Annotated in this window: 15 protein-coding genes; 6 read left to right on the plus strand and 9 right to left on the minus strand. The window is 70.8% G+C overall.

From position 1 onward, the window contains the following. Window positions 1-46 precede the first annotated feature (46 nt). Window positions 47-511, minus strand: a complete 465-nt coding sequence (locus KBX00_RS08915; protein WP_210825154.1) for a hypothetical protein — start codon at window positions 509-511, stop codon at window positions 47-49. 219 nt (window positions 512-730) lie between these two features. After that, window positions 731-1,510 carry a phosphodiesterase gene (locus tag KBX00_RS08920; protein ID WP_210825156.1) on the minus strand — a complete coding sequence of 260 codons (780 nt, stop codon included), beginning with the start codon at window positions 1,508-1,510 and terminating at the stop codon, window positions 731-733. Window positions 1,511-1,699: 189 nt separating this feature from the next. Here KBX00_RS08920 and KBX00_RS08925 point away from each other — a divergent pair, with 189 nt between their 5' ends. Then, the gene (locus KBX00_RS08925) at window positions 1,700-3,118 is read left to right on the plus strand and encodes a diguanylate cyclase (protein WP_210825158.1); all 1,419 of its coding nucleotides are present in this window, start codon (window positions 1,700-1,702) and stop codon (window positions 3,116-3,118) included. 140 nt (window positions 3,119-3,258) lie between these two features. On the opposite strand, the gene KBX00_RS08930 is transcribed toward KBX00_RS08925, so the two are convergent. Both KBX00_RS08930 and KBX00_RS08935 read right to left on the minus strand, forming a co-directional pair. Further along, window positions 3,259-4,320 carry an aspartate-semialdehyde dehydrogenase gene (locus KBX00_RS08930; protein ID WP_210825160.1) on the minus strand — a complete coding sequence of 354 codons (1,062 nt, stop codon included), beginning with the start codon at window positions 4,318-4,320 and terminating at the stop codon, window positions 3,259-3,261. A 5-nt stretch (window positions 4,321-4,325) separates the two neighbouring features. Continuing rightward, window positions 4,326-5,591 carry an aspartate kinase gene (locus KBX00_RS08935; protein ID WP_210825162.1) on the minus strand — a complete coding sequence of 422 codons (1,266 nt, stop codon included), beginning with the start codon at window positions 5,589-5,591 and terminating at the stop codon, window positions 4,326-4,328. Between the two features lie 251 nt (window positions 5,592-5,842). Here KBX00_RS08935 and KBX00_RS08940 point away from each other — a divergent pair, with 251 nt between their 5' ends. The 3 genes from KBX00_RS08940 to leuA all read left to right on the plus strand — a co-directional run bounded on the left by KBX00_RS08940 (window position 5,843) and on the right by leuA (window position 9,287). Further along, on the plus strand, window positions 5,843-6,658 hold the full coding sequence (locus KBX00_RS08940; protein WP_307868303.1) for a hypothetical protein: 816 nt from the start codon (window positions 5,843-5,845) through the stop codon (window positions 6,656-6,658). Between the two features lie 85 nt (window positions 6,659-6,743). Then, window positions 6,744-7,292 carry a nitroreductase family protein gene (locus KBX00_RS08945; protein ID WP_210825165.1) on the plus strand — a complete coding sequence of 183 codons (549 nt, stop codon included), beginning with the start codon at window positions 6,744-6,746 and terminating at the stop codon, window positions 7,290-7,292. Between the two features lie 237 nt (window positions 7,293-7,529). Then, window positions 7,530-9,287, plus strand: coding sequence for a 2-isopropylmalate synthase (gene leuA, locus KBX00_RS08950; protein ID WP_210825167.1), 1,758 nt, complete (start codon window positions 7,530-7,532; stop codon window positions 9,285-9,287). Window positions 9,288-9,327: 40 nt separating this feature from the next. On the opposite strand, the gene KBX00_RS08955 is transcribed toward leuA, so the two are convergent. After that, window positions 9,328-10,803: an MFS transporter gene (locus KBX00_RS08955; protein ID WP_210825169.1), complete on the minus strand. Its 1,476-nt coding sequence runs from the start codon at window positions 10,801-10,803 to the stop codon at window positions 9,328-9,330. A gap of 108 nt (window positions 10,804-10,911) precedes the next feature. On the opposite strand from KBX00_RS08955, the gene KBX00_RS08960 reads away from it, so the two are divergent. After that, window positions 10,912-11,571: an HNH endonuclease family protein gene (locus KBX00_RS08960; protein ID WP_210825171.1), complete on the plus strand. Its 660-nt coding sequence runs from the start codon at window positions 10,912-10,914 to the stop codon at window positions 11,569-11,571. Next, window positions 11,553-11,999 (plus strand): hypothetical protein, encoded by a 447-nt coding sequence (locus KBX00_RS08965; RefSeq protein WP_210825173.1) that lies wholly within the window; start codon window positions 11,553-11,555, stop codon window positions 11,997-11,999. Before KBX00_RS08960 ends, KBX00_RS08965 begins: the two co-directional genes overlap by 19 nt. An 83-nt stretch (window positions 12,000-12,082) precedes the next feature. On the opposite strand, the gene KBX00_RS08970 is transcribed toward KBX00_RS08965, so the two are convergent. The 4 genes from KBX00_RS08970 to KBX00_RS08985 all read right to left on the minus strand — a co-directional run bounded on the left by KBX00_RS08970 (window position 12,083) and on the right by KBX00_RS08985 (window position 16,340). Then, window positions 12,083-13,201, minus strand: coding sequence for an ABC transporter ATP-binding protein (locus tag KBX00_RS08970; RefSeq protein ID WP_210825175.1), 1,119 nt, complete (start codon window positions 13,199-13,201; stop codon window positions 12,083-12,085). Next, window positions 13,198-14,313, minus strand: a complete 1,116-nt coding sequence (locus tag KBX00_RS08975; RefSeq protein WP_210825177.1) for an ABC transporter ATP-binding protein — start codon at window positions 14,311-14,313, stop codon at window positions 13,198-13,200. Before KBX00_RS08975 ends, KBX00_RS08970 begins: the two co-directional genes overlap by 4 nt. Before the next feature lie 63 nt (window positions 14,314-14,376). Next, entirely contained in the window at window positions 14,377-15,339 is a 963-nt protein-coding gene (locus tag KBX00_RS08980; protein ID WP_210825179.1) for an ABC transporter permease, read from the minus strand. After that, the gene (locus tag KBX00_RS08985; protein ID WP_210825181.1) at window positions 15,336-16,340 is read right to left on the minus strand and encodes an ABC transporter permease; all 1,005 of its coding nucleotides are present in this window, start codon (window positions 16,338-16,340) and stop codon (window positions 15,336-15,338) included. The genes KBX00_RS08980 and KBX00_RS08985 overlap by 4 nt, the downstream gene beginning before the upstream one ends. Between the last annotated feature and the right edge of the window lie 25 nt (window positions 16,341-16,365).

A 16,365-nucleotide genomic window follows, 5' to 3' on the forward strand; every position in this document is an offset into this window, starting at 1 on the left:
CGAGATGCTCGCCTGTTCGGACGGCAGGCGCTGGAGCTCACCCACCTCAGCCAACCCGGTGGCGGTGCTCCCTGCGTAGCCGCGCGGCCTGCACGGCGGCAACGCCGAGGAGAACCAACAGCACCGGGCCGCCGACGAGGACGACGAGACCAGCGCCGATGTTCGCACCGATCGCCCCGGCTGTCATGATCCGCCAGCCGACACCGAGCAACACGCCGGCCAGCATCAGCGGTACGAGCGCCAACCACCAGCGGGGCTCAAGCTTGCGGCTGACGGTGGCGCGGATCAGCAGGACCAGCGACACCACCATGAGCGCACCGGCCACGGCCACCAACACCCGATCGCCGACCGCGCCCAGACTGACCGGCTCCACCGCATAGTCGAGCGGCTCTCCCTCGGCGGCGAGTTGCCGCGCCGCCCCGCCGGTCAGGTCGCCGACAAGCCACGCGGTCACCACGGGTGTACTCAGCAGCAGCGCCACCACCAGCACCGCAACACGACGCCTCAACATGACAGCCCTCTGTCCCGCTGGGGGTGTCGAGTCGGACGGCCCGGACGACACCAGCAACCTGAGCGAACCACGATAGTGATTCGCGTCGTTCGTCGTCGCCCCGGGCCACCTCCTGGTCACACGGTGCTCCGGATCACGCTTTCGGCACACGCTGCGGACCATCCGGCAGCGATGTCGGCCCCACCCCTGCGGGTTTCGGCCCGTCGCCGGGGGGACCGGTCAGAAGCCGCAGGTCATCCCGGCGGTGTGGCTCACCTGGACGGTGTGCGTGACGCAGCCCGCCCGGTTCGCCAGGTGCAGCAGCAGCGCGGTCGGCTCGGCGACCCACCCGACCCGCTCGTCGTCGCTCATGGTCAGCGTCGTCTGCCGCCAGGTGCTCGGGGCGACCGACAACACCGTGCCCGCGAAGGTCGCGGTCACCGAGCGGTGCAGGTGGCCGGCGGCGACGCGTACCACGTGCGGGTGTCGGAGCAGCACCTCGGCGAACTCGGCACCGTCGGCGAGCCGGATCGAGTCGGCGACCGGGATGCCGACCTCGACCGGTGGATGGTGCAGGCAGACCACGGCCGGCACGTCGGGGCGCGCGGCCAGCGCGCCGTCCAGCCAGGTGAGCTGCTCGTCGCCGAGCCGCCCGCCGTCCGAGCCGGGGACCAGGGAGTCGAGCACCACCACTGTCGCCCCGGGATGATCGACCTGGTAGTGCGCGGAGAAGCCGCCGCCGAGCCAGGGCGTGCCGCCGAAGGCGTCGAGCAGCGACTCCCGGTCGTCGTGGTTGCCGGTGACCAGGTGCACCGGCAACGGAAACCGCCCGAGCACCTCGCGCAGCACGGCGTACTCGTCGGGACGGCCGTGATCGGCCAGATCGCCGGTGATGACCACGCAGTCGGGCCGGGGGTTCAGCGCCAGCACCCGGCCGAGCGCCCGGTGCAGGCCGGCGGCCGGCTCGGCACCGAGGACGCCGGTGGTCAGGTGCGGATCGCTGAGATGAGCGATGAGCATCGGGCCTCCCACTCGACCGGAGATCCCCACGCTATCGCCGCCACGCCCCGCGCGTGGCCCCACACGCCTTGTCCACATCCTGTGGATAGCACATGTGTACGACCACAGTCGGCTCGCAGCTCCGCGTGAGTACGCTTGATCCGCGACCCGGCGCCACCGGGATCGGATCCGACCTGGGACGACGTGCGAGTGGATCACCAGAAAGTCATCCGTGACGTCACGGTCCGCCTGCCCATGGCGTCGACCGTCGCCGAGGTCTGCGAGGCGACCGTCGAGACCCTCGCCCGGCACACCCCCGCCACGATCGCCGTCCTGCTGCACGTGCACGGCCGGCTGCGCTGCGTCGCCGCCACCGGATCCTGGCAGGTCTTCGCCACCGTCGCGCCGGACGCCGGAATCGTCGGCCGGGTCTACACCGCTGGACGCTCCGCCGTCGTTCCGGATGTCGCCGCCGACGCCGCGCACATCCCGGTACGCCCCGACGTCACCGCCGAGGTGTGCGTACCGGTGCTGAACCCGGCGGGCCGGACCATCGGCGTACTCGACCTGCAGTGGACCGGGGCGGCCGACCTCGCCTCGTGGCGGGTGGTCGCCGAACAGGTCGCCGCCCGCCTCGGCGCCCGGATCTCGACGCTCGGCGGACCGGCGGAGAGCCGCAGTGAGAAGCTGCTTCGGCACGTCTCCGCGATGACCGCCGCCACCACCGAGTGGGAGCTGATGACGGCCGCGATCGCCGCGGCCCGGGACGTGTCGACCCTCGCCGCTGCCGTGCTGCTGCTCGGTGGCCGGGGCGGCCCGCGACTCGGTGCTCCGACGGTCGCGCCGGGCGAGCTGGAGACCCGGATGCGCACCGAGCTGGCCGAGCTGGACGCGCCGGCGATCGGGCGCGTCATCGACCGGGCCCACCGCTACGGAGCCGGCTACACGCTCGGCGAGGCCGGCCATCCACCGACCGACGAGCATCAGCCGCTGGTCCGGGCGGGCGTCAGCACCCTGGTGGCGGTGCCGTTCGGGCCGCCGGAGCGCGGCGGGGTGCTGCTTGTCGCCGACGAGCGGCTACTGCGGCCGGACCCGACCACGGTCAACCTGTTGGAGCTGCTGGCCGGGCAGGCATGGGGCCTGCTCGACCGGCTACGCACCCTGGACCGGCTGCGGGAGCAGGCCAGCTCCGACCCGCTGACCGGGCTGCGGCACACCGGCCCGTTCGGGCAGCGGATCGCCACCGTGACCCCGGGCCGCACCGCACTGCTGGCGATCGACGTGGACGGCTTCAAGACCGTCAACGACACGTACGGCCACCAGGCGGGTGACCGGGTGCTGATCGGACTCGCCCGGGCCCTGGAGGACGCGCTGCGCCAGGGCGACGAGTTGTACCGGATCGGCGGGGACGAGTTCGTCGCGGTGATCGAGGTGAGTCGCCCCGAGGAGGCGGTACGCGTCGCCGAACGGCTCACCGAGGCGGCCCGCCGGGTAGGCCGCACGATCAGCGTCGGCGTGGCCCTCCCCCGCCCCGGCGAGCCACCCGAACTCGCCCTGCGCCGCGCCGACCAGGCCCTCTACGCAGTCAAACGACAAGGCCGCGACGGCGTCCACCTCTCCGCCGCCTAACCCCACCCCCGCCTCGCCTCATCCCGCCTCGCCTCGCCTCGCCTCGCCTCGCTGATCATGAAGTTATTGCCATGGAGAGCGCTCCCAGGCGACAACAACTTCATGATCAATGGACCCGGGCAGGGGGGCGGGTGGGGGTGTCAGGGGTGGGGTAGGTCTTTGGCGAGGAGTTCGGCGATCTGGGCGGTGTTGAGGGCGGCGCCTTTGCGGAGGTTGTCGCCGGTGACGAAGAAGTCCAGGGCGCGTGGGTCGTCGACGGCGCGGCGGATCCGGCCGACCCAGGAAGGGTCGGTACCCACCGCGTCGATCGGCATCGGGAACTCGCCGGCCGCAGGGTCGTCGACCACGATCACCCCGGGCGCGTTGCGCAGCACGCTCCGGGCGCCCTCGGCGTCGATCTCCGTGGCGAAAACGGCGTGCACCGCGACCGAGTGGCCGGTCACCACGGGAACCCGCACGCAGGTGGCGGAGACCTTGAGGTCACGCAGCCCGAGGATCTTGCGCGACTCGTTGCGCAGCTTCATCTCCTCGGACGACCAGCCACCGTCGGCCAGCGAGCCCGCCCAGGGGACCACGTTGAGCGCCAGCGGCGCGGGGAACGGGCCGAGTTCGTCGCCGACCGCCTGCCGCACGTCGCCGGTCCGCGAGCCGAGCAGCCGGTCACCGGCCACCTTCGCCAGCTGGTCGTGCAGCGCGTCCGCGCCGACCTGACCGGCGCCGGAGACCGCCTGGTACGAGGCGAGCACCAGCTCCCGCAGGCCGTACTCGCGGTGCAGCGGAGCGACCGCCACGATCATCGCGAGCGTCGTGCAGTTGGCGTTGGCGACGATCCCCCGGGGCCGGTTGCGCAACTGCTCCGGGTTGATCTCGGGCACCACCAGCGGCACGTCGGGATCCATCCGGAAGGCGCCCGAGTTGTCCACCACCACCGCCCCACGGCTGACCGCGATGGGTGCCCAGTGGGCGGCCACCTCGTCCGGCACGTCGAACATCGCCACGTCGACGCCGTCGAGCGCCTTCTCGGTGAGAGCCTGGACGGTCAGCTCCTCGCCCCGGCAGCGGACCTTGCGCCCGGCGGAGCGTTCGGAGGCCAACAGCCGGATCTCGCCCCAGACGTTGCGCCGCCCGGTGAGCAGCTCGCACATCACCGTGCCGACGGCACCCGTCGCCCCGACCACGGCCAGGGTGGGCAGCCTGGCCACCCGGGCTACCGCCCCGTCCCCGCGTACACCACGGCTTCGGTGTCGCCGCCGAGGTCGAAGGCCTCGTGGATGGCCCGGACCGCCGCGTCGAGGTCGGTGTCCCGGCAGACCACCGAGACGCGGATCTCCGAGGTGGAGATCATCTCTATGTTCACTCCGGCCTGGCCCAGCGCGGCGAAGAAGCCGGCGGCCACCCCGGGGTGCGACCGCATACCGGCGCCGATCAGGGAGACCTTGCCGACGTGGTCGTCGTAGAGCAGGCCCTTGAAGTTCAGAATCTCCTGGATCTTGCTCAGGGCGGCCATCGCGGTCGGACCGTCGGTCTTCGGCAGGGTGAAGGAGATGTCCGTACGACCCGTGCCCTCGGTGGAGACGTTCTGCACGATCATGTCGATGTTGATCTCAGCGCTTGCGACGGTGTCGAAGATCTGCGCGGCGGCGCCGGGCTCGTCGGGCACTCCGACGATAGTGATCTTGGCCTCGCTTCGGTCGTGGGCGACCCCGGTGATCAGTGCCTGCTCCACAGAGAGCTCCTCCATCGATCCGGTGACCATCGTGCCGGTGTTTGTCGAGTATGACGAACGGACGTGGATCGGCAGCCCGGCCCGCCGGGCGTACTCCACGCTACGCAGGTGCAACACCTTGGCGCCGCAGGCGGCCAGCTCAAGCATCTCCTCGTAGGTGATCTGCCTGATGTGCCGGGCGTTGGGCACGATCCGCGGATCGGCGGTGAACACCCCGTCCACGTCGGTGTAGATCTCGCAGACGTCCGCGCGCAGCGCTGCGGCCAGCGCCACGGCGGTGGTGTCGGACCCGCCTCGCCCGAGGGTGGTGACGTCTTTGGTGTCCTGCGAGACTCCTTGGAAGCCGGCGACGATGACCACCGATCCCTCGTCCAGTGCGCCCTTCAGGCGCCCCGGGGTGACGTCGATGATCCGCGCCCGGCCGTGCACCGACGTGGTGATCACGCCGGCCTGGGAACCGGTGAACGAACGGGCTTCGTACCCCAGGTTGTGGATCGCCATGGCGAGCAGCGCCATGGAGATCCGCTCGCCGGCGGTGAGGAGCATGTCCAGCTCCCGCCCGGGCGGCAACGGGCTCACCTGGTTGGCCAGGTCGAGCAGTTCGTCGGTGGTGTCGCCCATCGCGGAGACCACCACGACCACGTCGTCGCCGGCCTTGCGGGCAGCGACGATGCGCTCGGCCACCCGCTTGATCCGCTCGGCGTTGGCGACGGAGGACCCGCCGTACTTCTGCACCACGAGTGCCACGACGGTGCACTCCCTCCCGGTTGCCCTGAGCGTGCCGACGCCGCCGGCACCAAGCTGAGCGTGCCGACGCCGCCGGCACCGGGGCCGGCGGCGCGGGTCGGACGATCTCAGGGTATCGGGCGTCTCTGACCGCCAGGTCAGGTGATCCCACGATCCGGCCTGCCGGCCCGACGGCAGTGGCCTGCGACACGCTGGAAACGCCGGCCGTTGCGGGGCTGTGCCGAGCCCGGCCGAGCACCCAGAATGACCGGGTGCCCGCCGCCCATCATCCGCACCGCCACCTGATCGCCGCGCTCGCGCTCGCCGTGCCCGCACTCCTCGCCGCCTGCTCGCCCGACCCGCCCACCGACCCCGCACCGCCCCCGACCGTCCCACCCCGCCCGGCCGGCCCGGATGCGGCCCGGGACGAGTTGGCCGCCCTCGCGGCCGCCGCCCAGGACCGGCACCTGGTCGCCCGGTACACGTTGCGGGTGGACGGGACCGCTGACCGTCTGATCGTCTTCACCAGCGCCAACGACGGCAGCTGGCGGGTGGACGTGCCGGGCGGGGCGCTCGGCGGCACCGCCGACATCGCGCTGGCCGCCATCGCGGAGGGGTTGTTCCAGTGCGGGCTGCCCTCGGCCGCCCGACCGGAGCCGGCAAGTTGCGTACGCCTCGGTGAGCCCGACGACACGCTGCCGCGCCGGCTGGATCCCCGGGTGCAGCACCCGTTCACCGACTGGCTCGACGTGCTGACCGACCGGCGCGCCCCGTTGTCGGTGTCGCCGGCCATGGCACTTCCCGATGCGACTGGTAACTGCTATTCGGTGGAGACCACCGCGGCCTCGATCAATCCGCCGCTGGACGTCGGCATCTACTGTTTCGACGCCGACGGCACACCGACCGCGGTACGGGCGGCGTTCGGCACGCTGACGCTGGCCGGTCCACCCGAACCGGCCCCCGGCACGGTCCAACTGCCCGGTCCGGTGGTCGAGGGTGAACCGCTGGGCATGGCCGCGCCGGTGGCTCCGACCACACCCGCCGGCCCGGAGCCAACCGGTACCGACGGGCACGCGGGAACGCCCTGACGAGCCGACCCGTTACGGGTGTCCTTGCCCACATTTACCCCTATGGGTTGACGAGCCCAAATCGCCCATACGGGACACTCTGCCCATGACCGATCTCACTCCGCTGCTCGCCTTCCGCTGGAGTCCCCGCTCCTTCGACCCGGTCGCGGAGTTGACCTCGGCCGAGGTGATGACCCTGCTGGAGGCGGCGCGGTGGGCGCCGTCGGTCGGCAACCGGCAACCCTGGCGGTTCGCCGTCGGGCACCGCGAGGACGAGACCTTCAAGCGGATCCTCGTCAACCTGCCGCCGGGCGAACAGCGGTGGGCCGGGCGGGCCAGCCTCCTGCTGCTCGCCGCGCAGCACGCCACCGACAACCCGTTCGCGGGGTACGACCTGGGGCAGGCCGTGGCCCACCTGACCGTGCAGGCCACCGCGCTCGGGCTGCACGTCCGCCAGGTGACCGACCTCGACCGGCGCGGCCTGGTCGCCGACCTCGACCTGCCCGCCGACGCGGAACCGTACGTCGTGGCGGCGATCGGGCAACTCGGCGACCCGTTCAGCCTGCCGGCCGACCTGTTGGTCCACGAGACCTCGCTACGCCATCGCCGACCCCTTGCCGATCTGATGCTGACCTGCTCGGCCACCGCGCGTTGAGGATCGTGCCGCGAGCCTCGTCCCAAATCCCGGACGACCCTTCCCAGAGCTGACGTCCACCACGTAGTGTCACCCTGTCATGTGGCAGGCGCACCTTCTCCTTGGTCGCCGCGACGAGGCCTGACGGCCGGCACCTCGTCGCGGAGTTGAACCGCGCCGCCAGCATTTCCCGGATGTTCCTCGGCCTCGCCGCCGACCTCCACCGCTGATGTCACATGACCACGGGAGAATTCCGCCATGGCTCACCCAGCCGGCACCACCGACATCGATTCCGATCCGTTCGCCCGGCAGCGTCCGAGCCGGATGCCGTACGCCCGGTACCAGCCGTACCGGCAGCAGTTCCGGATCGACCTGCCGGACCGGACCTGGCCGACCCGGCACGTGGAGACCGCGCCACGCTGGTGTGCGGTCGACCTGCGGGACGGCAACCAGGCGCTGATCGACCCGATGTCGCCGGAGCGCAAACGCCGGATGTTCCAGCTCCTGGTGCAGATGGGCTACAAGGAGATCGAGGTCGGCTTCCCGTCGGCCAGCCAGACCGACTACGACTTCGTCCGACAGCTGATCGAGCAGGATCTGATCCCCGAGGACGTCACCATCCAGGTGCTGACCCAGTGCCGGGAGCACCTGATCGACCGCACCTTCTCCTCGCTGCGCGGGGCCCGCCGGGCGATCGTGCACTTCTACAACTCGACCTCCACGCTGCAACGCCGGGTGGTGTTCGGGCTGGACCGGGACGGCATCACCGACATCGCGACAAGCGGTGCCCGGCTCTGCCAGAAGTACGCCGAGATCCACACCCCGGACACCGAGATCTTCTACGAGTACTCGCCCGAGTCCTACACCGGCACGGAGCTGGAGTACGCGCTGGAGGTCTGCGCGAAGGTGATCGAGGTGATCGACCCCACCCCGGACCGCAAGCTGATCGTCAACCTGCCGGCCACCGTCGAGATGGCCACCCCGAACGTGTACGCCGACTCGATCGAGTGGATGCACCGGCACCTGCCGCGGCGCGACAGCCTGGTGCTCAGCCTGCACCCGCACAACGACCGGGGCACCGGGGTGGCCGCCGCCGAGCTGGGCCTGCTGGCCGGTGCCGACCGGATCGAGGGCTGCCTGTTCGGCAACGGCGAGCGCACCGGCAACGTCGACCTGGTGACCCTGGGGCTGAACCTGTTCTCCCAGGGCATCGACCCGATGATCGACTTCTCCGACATCGACGAGATCAAGCGGGCCGTCGAGTACTGCAACCAGCTGCCCGTGCACGAACGCCACCCGTACGCCGGCGACCTGGTCTACACCGCCTTCTCCGGCTCCCACCAGGACGCCATCAACAAGGGGTTCACCGCGCTGGAGGCCGACGCGGCGGCGGCCGGGGTGCCGGTCGACGAGTTCACCTGGGCGGTGCCGTACCTGCCGATCGACCCGAAGGATCTGGGCCGCAGCTACGAGGCGGTGATCCGGGTCAACTCGCAGTCCGGCAAGGGCGGCGTCGCGTACATCATGAAGACCGAGCATCAGCTCGACCTGCCCCGGCGGCTCCAGATCGAGTTCTCCGGCGTGGTGCAGCAGGTGACCGACCACGACGGCGGTGAGGTCGACCCGGCCACCATGTGGCAGATCTTCGCCGGGCAGTACCTGCTCGACCACCAGCGCGACCCCGCGGTGGCGCTGTCCGAGTACACGATCGGCACCGCCGACGGAAAGGTCGAGATCACCGCCCAGGTCCAGACCGGGGGGCAGGAGCGCTCGATCACCGCGATCGGCAACGGCCCGATCGACGCGTACGTAAACGCGCTGGGCACCGCCGGGGTGAGCGTACGGGTGCTCGACTACCACGAGCACGCGCTCTCCTCCGGCGGGGACGCGCAGGCCGCCGCGTACGTCGAGTGCGAGGTGCAGGGGCAAACGGTGTGGGGTGTCGGCATGGACGCCAACATCGTCACCGCCTCCATCAAGGCGGTCACCAGCGCCGTCAACCGCGCCCGGGCCTGAGCGACCGTCACGCAGGGCCCGCACCGGTGCGGGCCCTGCGTCATTTCGGCGGTGTGGAGACCGGCATCGAGTGACAGGGCTGGGCCGGCGGCGGGCGGCGGGCCGGCCGGTGGACCAGCACGGCGGCGATAAGGGCCCCGGCCAGCAGCAGACCGGCGCACCAGAGCAGCGCGCCACGGTACGCGGCGGTGAGTTCGGCAGGCTGTTCGTACCCGGTGCCGGTGAGCCCGACCAGCAGCGGCAGGGCCGCCACCGCGAGCAGCCCACCGACCCGCGAGGCGGCGTTGTTGAAGCCGCTGGCCACTCCCGCGAAGCGGTCGTCGACCGCGGCCAGCACCGAGGCGGTGAGCGGTGCCACGACCAGGGTCAGCCCGACTCCGAAGATCGCCACCCCTGGCAGCACCTGCCCCCAGTACGACGCCCCCGGTTCGATCTCGCGCAGCATGAGCAGCCCGACGGCGGCCAGCACCGGCCCGACGGTCAGCGGCAACCGGGGCCCGATCCTCGTCGACAACGCACCGGTCAGCGGCGAGCCGACCAGCAGCAGCAGCGTCATCGGCAGCAACGCGAGGCCGGTGAGCAGGGCCGAAAAGCCGATCACGTTCTGCAGGTACACGGCGATGAAGAAGGTGAACCCGCCGAGAGCGGCGTAGACCAGCACCGTGAAGAAATTCAGCACCGAGAACAACCGGCTGCCGAACAGGCCGGTGGGCAGCATCGCGGCCTCCCCCCGGCGTCGCTCCAGGAAGACGAACACCACCGCGGCCACCACCCCGGCCAGGGCCGCCACCACCACCGCCGGTGAGCCCAGACCCCGGTCGGGGGCGTCGACCAGGGCGTACGTGACACCGGCCAGGGCGAGTGCGCCGAGCAGGGCACCGGCCACGTCGAACTGGCGGGTTCCCCGCTTCCGGGAGGCGTTCTCGTCCCGGCTCTCCGGAACCCAGCGCAGCGTCGCCAGCACGACCAGCACCGCCAGCGGCACGTTCAGGAAGAAGATCCACCGCCAGGAGAGGGCGTCGATCAGCCAGCCACCGATGAACGGCCCGAGCGCGGTGGAGACGCCGGAGAGCCCCGACCACGCTCCGATCGTCTTCGCCCGGTCGTCGGGATGGAAGCTGGCCTGCAGCAACGCCAGCGAGCCCGGGGTGAGCAGGGCACCACCCGCGCCCTGGAGAAACCGCGCGGCGACCAGCCAGTCGGTACGCATCGCCAGCCCGCAGAGTATGGAGGCGGCGGTGAACCAGACCACGCCGATCAGGAACACCCGCCGGCGCCCGAACCGGTCGCCCAGCGCTCCACCGAGCAGTACGAACGCGGCCAGCGTCAACAGGTAGCCGTTGATGGTCCACTGGAGACCGGCCACCGACGCGCCGAGATCGGCACCGAGGTGCGGCAGCGCCACGTTGACCACGGTGCTGTCCAGGAAGACCATGCCGGAGGCCAGCACGGCGGCGGCCAGGGTGCCCCGACCGGCACTGCTGCGCAGGCGGAGAGCGGACGTGAGTTCGGGCATGGTTACCAATCTGCCGTGCACCATCCGCCAGACACCACGAAACGCCGAAACCCTGGCCGGGTACTGTGCGGGATCGCCGGAAGCCCGCAAGCTGGAAAGGTGTCGTCTGTGCGTACCAGATCAGGATCGCGCGCCCCGGGGGCGCTCGCGCTCGTCGCGGCGCTGACCCTCGGCGCGGCCGGCTGCGTCCCGCTTGAGGAGGAACCGGTCACCCCGCCGAGCGGCGGTGGCAACATCAACCAGATGCTCGCGGAGCTGACCGTCGCGGAGGCGGGCTCGATGCGCGGGTACAGCCGCAATCGCTTCCCGCACTGGCGCAAGACCGGCCAGAACTGCGACGTCCGCGACACCGTGCTGGAGCGCGACGGCAAATCCATCGAGCACTCCGGCTGCAACGTGGTCGGTGGGCGGTGGGAGAGCGTCTACGACGGCCGCACCTTCACCGATCCCTCCGACGTGGACGTCGACCACATGGTTCCGCTGGCCAACGCCTGGCGCTCCGGGGCCGACGAGTGGGACGACTCGAAGCGCGGCGACTTCGCCAACGACCTCGACCGACCGCAGCTCTTCGCGGTTTCCGCCTCCTCCAACCGGGCAAAGGGTGACCAGGACCCATCCCAGTGGAAGCCGTCAAACCGGTCATACTGGTGTCAATATGCCGGGGACTGGGTGGCGGTGAAGCACCACTGGCGGCTGACGGTGACAAACGCCGAGCAGGCCGAGCTGGCCGACATGTTGGAGGGCTGCACATGGGAGAGCAAGCCGTAACCGGCGCCGACGGGGCGCCGGCACCCGAGCGTACGCCGGACCCGGGCGGCGAGGACGCGGCGGCGGCCACCGGCAGCCCCGGCCCGGCCACGGCCGGCATGACCGCGGACGGTGCCGCCGCGGGTGAGGTGGAGGTGCCGGGCGCCGGGATGACCGCCGACGCCGGCGGTGCCACCGGCCCGCAGAGCCGCACCGCCGACATCGTGCCGGGACCGGGCGGCGTGATGACCGACGAGGTCGGCGTGGTGACCGGCGAGTTGACCCTGCGCACCGACTTCGCCGACGGGCGGGTCAGCCTGCGCGTGCAGTACAAGGACGCCGACGAGTGGTATGCGGTCACCGGCGGCAGCGCACCGCTGCCCGACGCCGCCGGCCTGGACGCGGTGCACGACATCGCCGTCGGCCTGCTGCACCGCCCCGAAGGCTGATCCAGCGGCTTCGTGAACCGCGCGGTGCAGGAAGGGGCCCTTCCTGTACCGCAGGCGTCAGGAGGGGCCCCTGCCTCGACGAGTTACACGAAGGACCCGGGCTCGGTGGGGGCGGAGACGACCGAAGGCTCCTCGCCCTCGCCCGGCGGTCGGGTGATCTCCACGCTTACCTTGTGCGGACGCAGCTCCCCGCTGGCGATCTGCTCGGCCCAGTGACAGGCGACCCGACTGCCGCCGATCTCCCGCAGTTGCGGTCGCTCGTCGGCGCAGCGGGTCGGCTGCGCCCACGGGCACCGGGTGTGGAAGCGGCAGCCCGACGGCGGGTTGGCCGGTGACGGCAGATCGCCGTGGATGAGGATCCGCTCCCGGCGGTCCTCGACGTCCGGATCGGGCACCGGCACCGCCGACATCAGCGCCCGGGTGTACGGGTGCAGTGGTTCGGTGTAGAGCCGGTCGCTCGGCGCCTCCTCGACCAACGCGCCCAGATACATCACCCCGACGGTGTCGGAGATGTGCCGGACCACCGCCAGGTCGTGCGCGATCACCAGGTAGGTCAGGCCGAGGTTGTCCTGGAGCTCGTCCAGGAGGTTCACCACCTGAGCCTGGATCGACACGTCGAGGGCGGAGACCGGCTCGTCGGCGACGATGAGTTCCGGCCCCAGCACCAGCGCCCGGGCGATGCCGATGCGTTGCCGCTGGCCGCCGGAGAACTCGTGCGGATAGCGGGAGAGCGCCCAGCGCGGCAGCCCGACCTGGTCCAGCGTCTCGGCGATGATCTTGCGACGGCCGTTCCGGTCACCACCGATGCCGTGCGCCTGTAGCCCCTCGGTGAGGATGGACTCGACGTTCTGCCGGGGATCGAGGCTGGACATCGGGTCCTGGAAGATCATCTGCATCCGGCGACGCATCGCGCGCAGCTTGTTCGGGGCCAGCGTGGTCAGCTCGACCCCGTCGAAGGCGACCTGGCCAGCGGTCGGCGGGGTGAGCTGGAGCAGCGCCCGCCCGAGCGTCGACTTTCCGCAGCCCGACTCGCCGACCAGACCGTACGTCCTGCCCCGCGCAATGCTCAGGTCCACGCCGTCGACCGCCTTGACGTGGCCCACCGTACGGTCGAACAGCACCCCTCGCTTGATCGGGAAGTGCACCTTCAGATCCCGTACCTCGACGAGGACGTCTCCGCTTCGCTCGCTGCGCTCGCTCATGGCGTCTCCTCCTCGCTGGGGGCGGCGGCCAGGCCCGGCACGGCCGGTGGTTCGTCCGGCACCGCCTGTGCCGGCACCGAACCCGGGGTCGCCGGTCCCGGTACCGCCGTCCGAACCTCGTCGCCGGGCGTCAGGCCCGGCAGCGGGGCCGGGTTGACGCACCGGTAGCTGCGACCGTCGTGGGTCAGCACCAGCTCCGGCGGCTCGCCGATGCAGGCGTCCACCCGGCGGTCACAGCGCGGGGCGAAGGCGCAGCCATCCGGCCAGGGCAGCAGGTCACGCACCGAACCCGGAATCGGGTTCAGCCGTTCGCCACGCCCTGCGTCCAGGCGCGGCACCGAACCGAGCAGCCCCACGGTGTACGGGTGCCGAGGCTGACGGAACAGCGGACGCCGCCGCGCGGTCTCCACCACCCGACCGCCGTAGAGCACGTTGATGGTGTCGCACATTCCGGCCACCACGCCCAGGTCGTGGGTGATCATCACCAGCGCGGTGCCGGAGTCCTGGACCAGGTCCTTCAGCAGTTCCAGGATCTGCGCCTGGATGGTGACGTCCAGGGCGGTCGTCGGCTCGTCGGCGATGAGCAGCCGGGGCTGGCAGGCCACCGCCATGGCGATCAGGGCGCGCTGGCGCATCCCACCGGAGAGCTGGTGGGGGTACTCCTTCAGCCGCCGTTTCGGATCGGGGATGCCGACCCGGTCCAGCAGCTGCGCCGCCTCCTTCGCCGCCGCTTCCCCCCTCATCCCACGGTGCCGGGTCAGCACCTCGGTGACCTGGAGACCGATCGGCACGACCGGGTTCAGCGACGACAACGGATCTTGGAAGATCATCGCGACGTCCCGGCCCCGGATGTCCCGCCTCGACCGGTCGTCGATCTGGAGCAGGTCGGTGCCGTCGAAGACGGCCTTGCCGGACACCTGGAGGCCGGGCTGCTTGGGCAGCAGGCCCATGATCGCCAGTGAGGTGACCGACTTGCCGCAACCGGACTCGCCGACCAGGCCGACCACCTCACCCGCGTTCACGGAGAAGGAGACGCCGTCCACGGCCCGTACGGTCCGCTGACCGCGCCGGGCGAAGGTCACCGAAAGATCTTCGACATCAAGCAGTGCCATGCCGCACCGCCCTTTCGTTCACAGCCACGGAGGTCACGTGCACGCTTCTCATGCTCGGCACGCCTACTTCCGCAGCTTCGGGTCGAGGGCCTCACGCATCGACTCACCGAGCAGGGTGAAACCCAGCGCGGTGATGATGATGGCGACCGCCGGGTAGATGGCCAGCTCGGGCCGGATGCCCAGGTACTGCTGCGCGTCGGCGAGCATGACGCCCCACTCGGGGGTTGCCGAGTCGGGGTTGCCGAGCCCGAGGAAGGACAGCGCTGCCGCCTCGATGATCGCGGTGGCCAGGGTCAGCGTCGCCTGGACGATGACCGGGGCGAGCGAGTTGGGCAGCACGTGGGCCACGGCGATCTTCGACTTGCGTACCCCGAGCGAGGTGGCGGCCAGGACGTAGTCGCTGTTGGATTGGGCGATCATCGAGCCGCGCAGCAGCCGGGCGAAGACCGGCACGGACACCATGCCGACCGCGATCATGACCGTGGTCAGGCTCGGTCCGAGCAGTGCGGCGATGCTGACCGCCAGCAGCAGGCTGGGCAGCGCCAGCAGCATGTCGATGAACCGCATCAGGGTGCTGTCGACCCATCGGCCCCAACGCCCGCCGAGGCCGGCGGCGGCACCCGCGACACCGCCGATCAGCACGCCGACGGCGAGACCGATCAGGGTCGCCACCACCCCCACCAGCAGGGTCTGCCGGGCCCCGACGATCATGCGGCTGAAGACGTCCCGACCCTGGTGGTCGTAACCGAACCAGTGCTCGCTGGAGGACCCGGGGATGACCCCCGGTTTGATGAGGCCCTCCCGGATGCCCATCGTGTCCGTCGGCCCGTACGGCACCAGGAACGGGCCGATCAGCGCGACCAGGACGAAGATGGTGAGGATGACCGCGCCGATGATGGCGGCCGGGTTGCGCCGCAGCCGACGGAAGGCGTCCTGCCAGAGGCTCACCCCCCGCTCCTCGTCGCGGGCGGCCAGTTCGGCGAGTCGGTCGATCTTCTCTCGCTTCTTGCCACCGATTGTCGTCATCGGACCCTCACCCTCGGGTCGATCAGGCTGTAGGAGAGGTCCACTATCAGGTTCACCAGCACGTACACCACCGCGATGATCATGATGAAGCCCATCAGGACCGGGTAGTCACGCTGGTTGATCGAGTCGGCGAGGAAGGCGCCGATCCCGCTGAAGGCGAAGACCGTCTCGGTCAGCACCGCGCCGGAGAGCAGGCCACCGGTGAGCAGACCGATCGAGGTCACCACCGGGAGCATGGCGTTGCGCAGCACGTGCCGGCGGCGGACGACGTTCTCGGTCAGGCCCTTGGCCTCGGCGGTACGCACGAAGTCCTCGTTGAGCACCTCCAGCACGCTAGCCCGGGTGATCCGGACGATGATCGCCAAGGGGATGCTGGCCAGGGCAAGCGCCGGCAGCACGAGATGCATGAGCGCGTCGGCGGCGGCGTCCCATTCCCGGGTCATCAGTCCGTCGAGGACGAAGAAGTTGGTGATCCGGGTGGCGCCGATGGTCGGGTCCTGCCGGCCGCTGGAGGGGAACCAGCCGAGGTTCTCCGAGAAGATCGCCTTGAGGATGTACGCGAGGAAGAAGACCGGGATGCAGATGCCGATCAGCGACCCGCCGACGGAGGCGTGATCGAGGAAGCGGCCACGACGACGGGCGGCCAGGTAGCCCAGCGGGATGCCGATGCCGACCGCGATCACCATCGCGGTGATGGTCAGCTCGACGGTGCCGGGGAATCGTTGCAGGAACTCCGTCGTCACCTCGCGCTTGGTCGAGATGGACGTGCCCAGGTCGAGGCGGATCATCCGACGGATGAAGCGGCCGTACTGGATCAGGATCGGCTCGTCGAGACCGAGATTGCGGCGGATCGCGGCACGCATCTCGGGCGTACCCCGCTCGCCGAGAATGGCGGTCTCGGGGCCTCCGGGCAGTCGCCGGAGCCAGATGAACAACAGGATGGAGAGCCCGAACAGCGTGGGTATCAACTGAAGCAGGCGTCTGACGATGAACCGGAACACGGCGGCCTCGGAAGGGGGCAAGGGA

The organism is Micromonospora sp. C95 (genome assembly GCF_018070465.1).
In the GTDB taxonomy this organism is placed as follows: Bacteria; Actinomycetota; Actinomycetes; order Mycobacteriales; family Micromonosporaceae; genus Micromonospora.

Coding starts and splice junctions, on each gene's coding strand:
- KBX00_RS08965 (WP_210825173.1), top strand. CDS start 11,553: ATGGGAGAGCAAGCCGTAACCGGCGCCGACGGGGCGCCGGCACCCGAG.
- KBX00_RS08955 (WP_210825169.1), bottom strand. CDS start 10,803: ATGCCCGAACTCACGTCCGCTCTCCGCCTGCGCAGCAGTGCCGGTCGG.
- KBX00_RS08945 (WP_210825165.1), top strand. CDS start 6,744: ATGACCGATCTCACTCCGCTGCTCGCCTTCCGCTGGAGTCCCCGCTCC.
- KBX00_RS08970 (WP_210825175.1), bottom strand. CDS start 13,201: ATGAGCGAGCGCAGCGAGCGAAGCGGAGACGTCCTCGTCGAGGTACGG.
- KBX00_RS08920 (WP_210825156.1), bottom strand. CDS start 1,510: ATGCTCATCGCTCATCTCAGCGATCCGCACCTGACCACCGGCGTCCTC.
- leuA (WP_210825167.1), top strand. CDS start 7,530: ATGGCTCACCCAGCCGGCACCACCGACATCGATTCCGATCCGTTCGCC.
- KBX00_RS08915 (WP_210825154.1), bottom strand. CDS start 511: ATGTTGAGGCGTCGTGTTGCGGTGCTGGTGGTGGCGCTGCTGCTGAGT.
- KBX00_RS08980 (WP_210825179.1), bottom strand. CDS start 15,339: ATGACGACAATCGGTGGCAAGAAGCGAGAGAAGATCGACCGACTCGCC.
- KBX00_RS08975 (WP_210825177.1), bottom strand. CDS start 14,313: ATGGCACTGCTTGATGTCGAAGATCTTTCGGTGACCTTCGCCCGGCGC.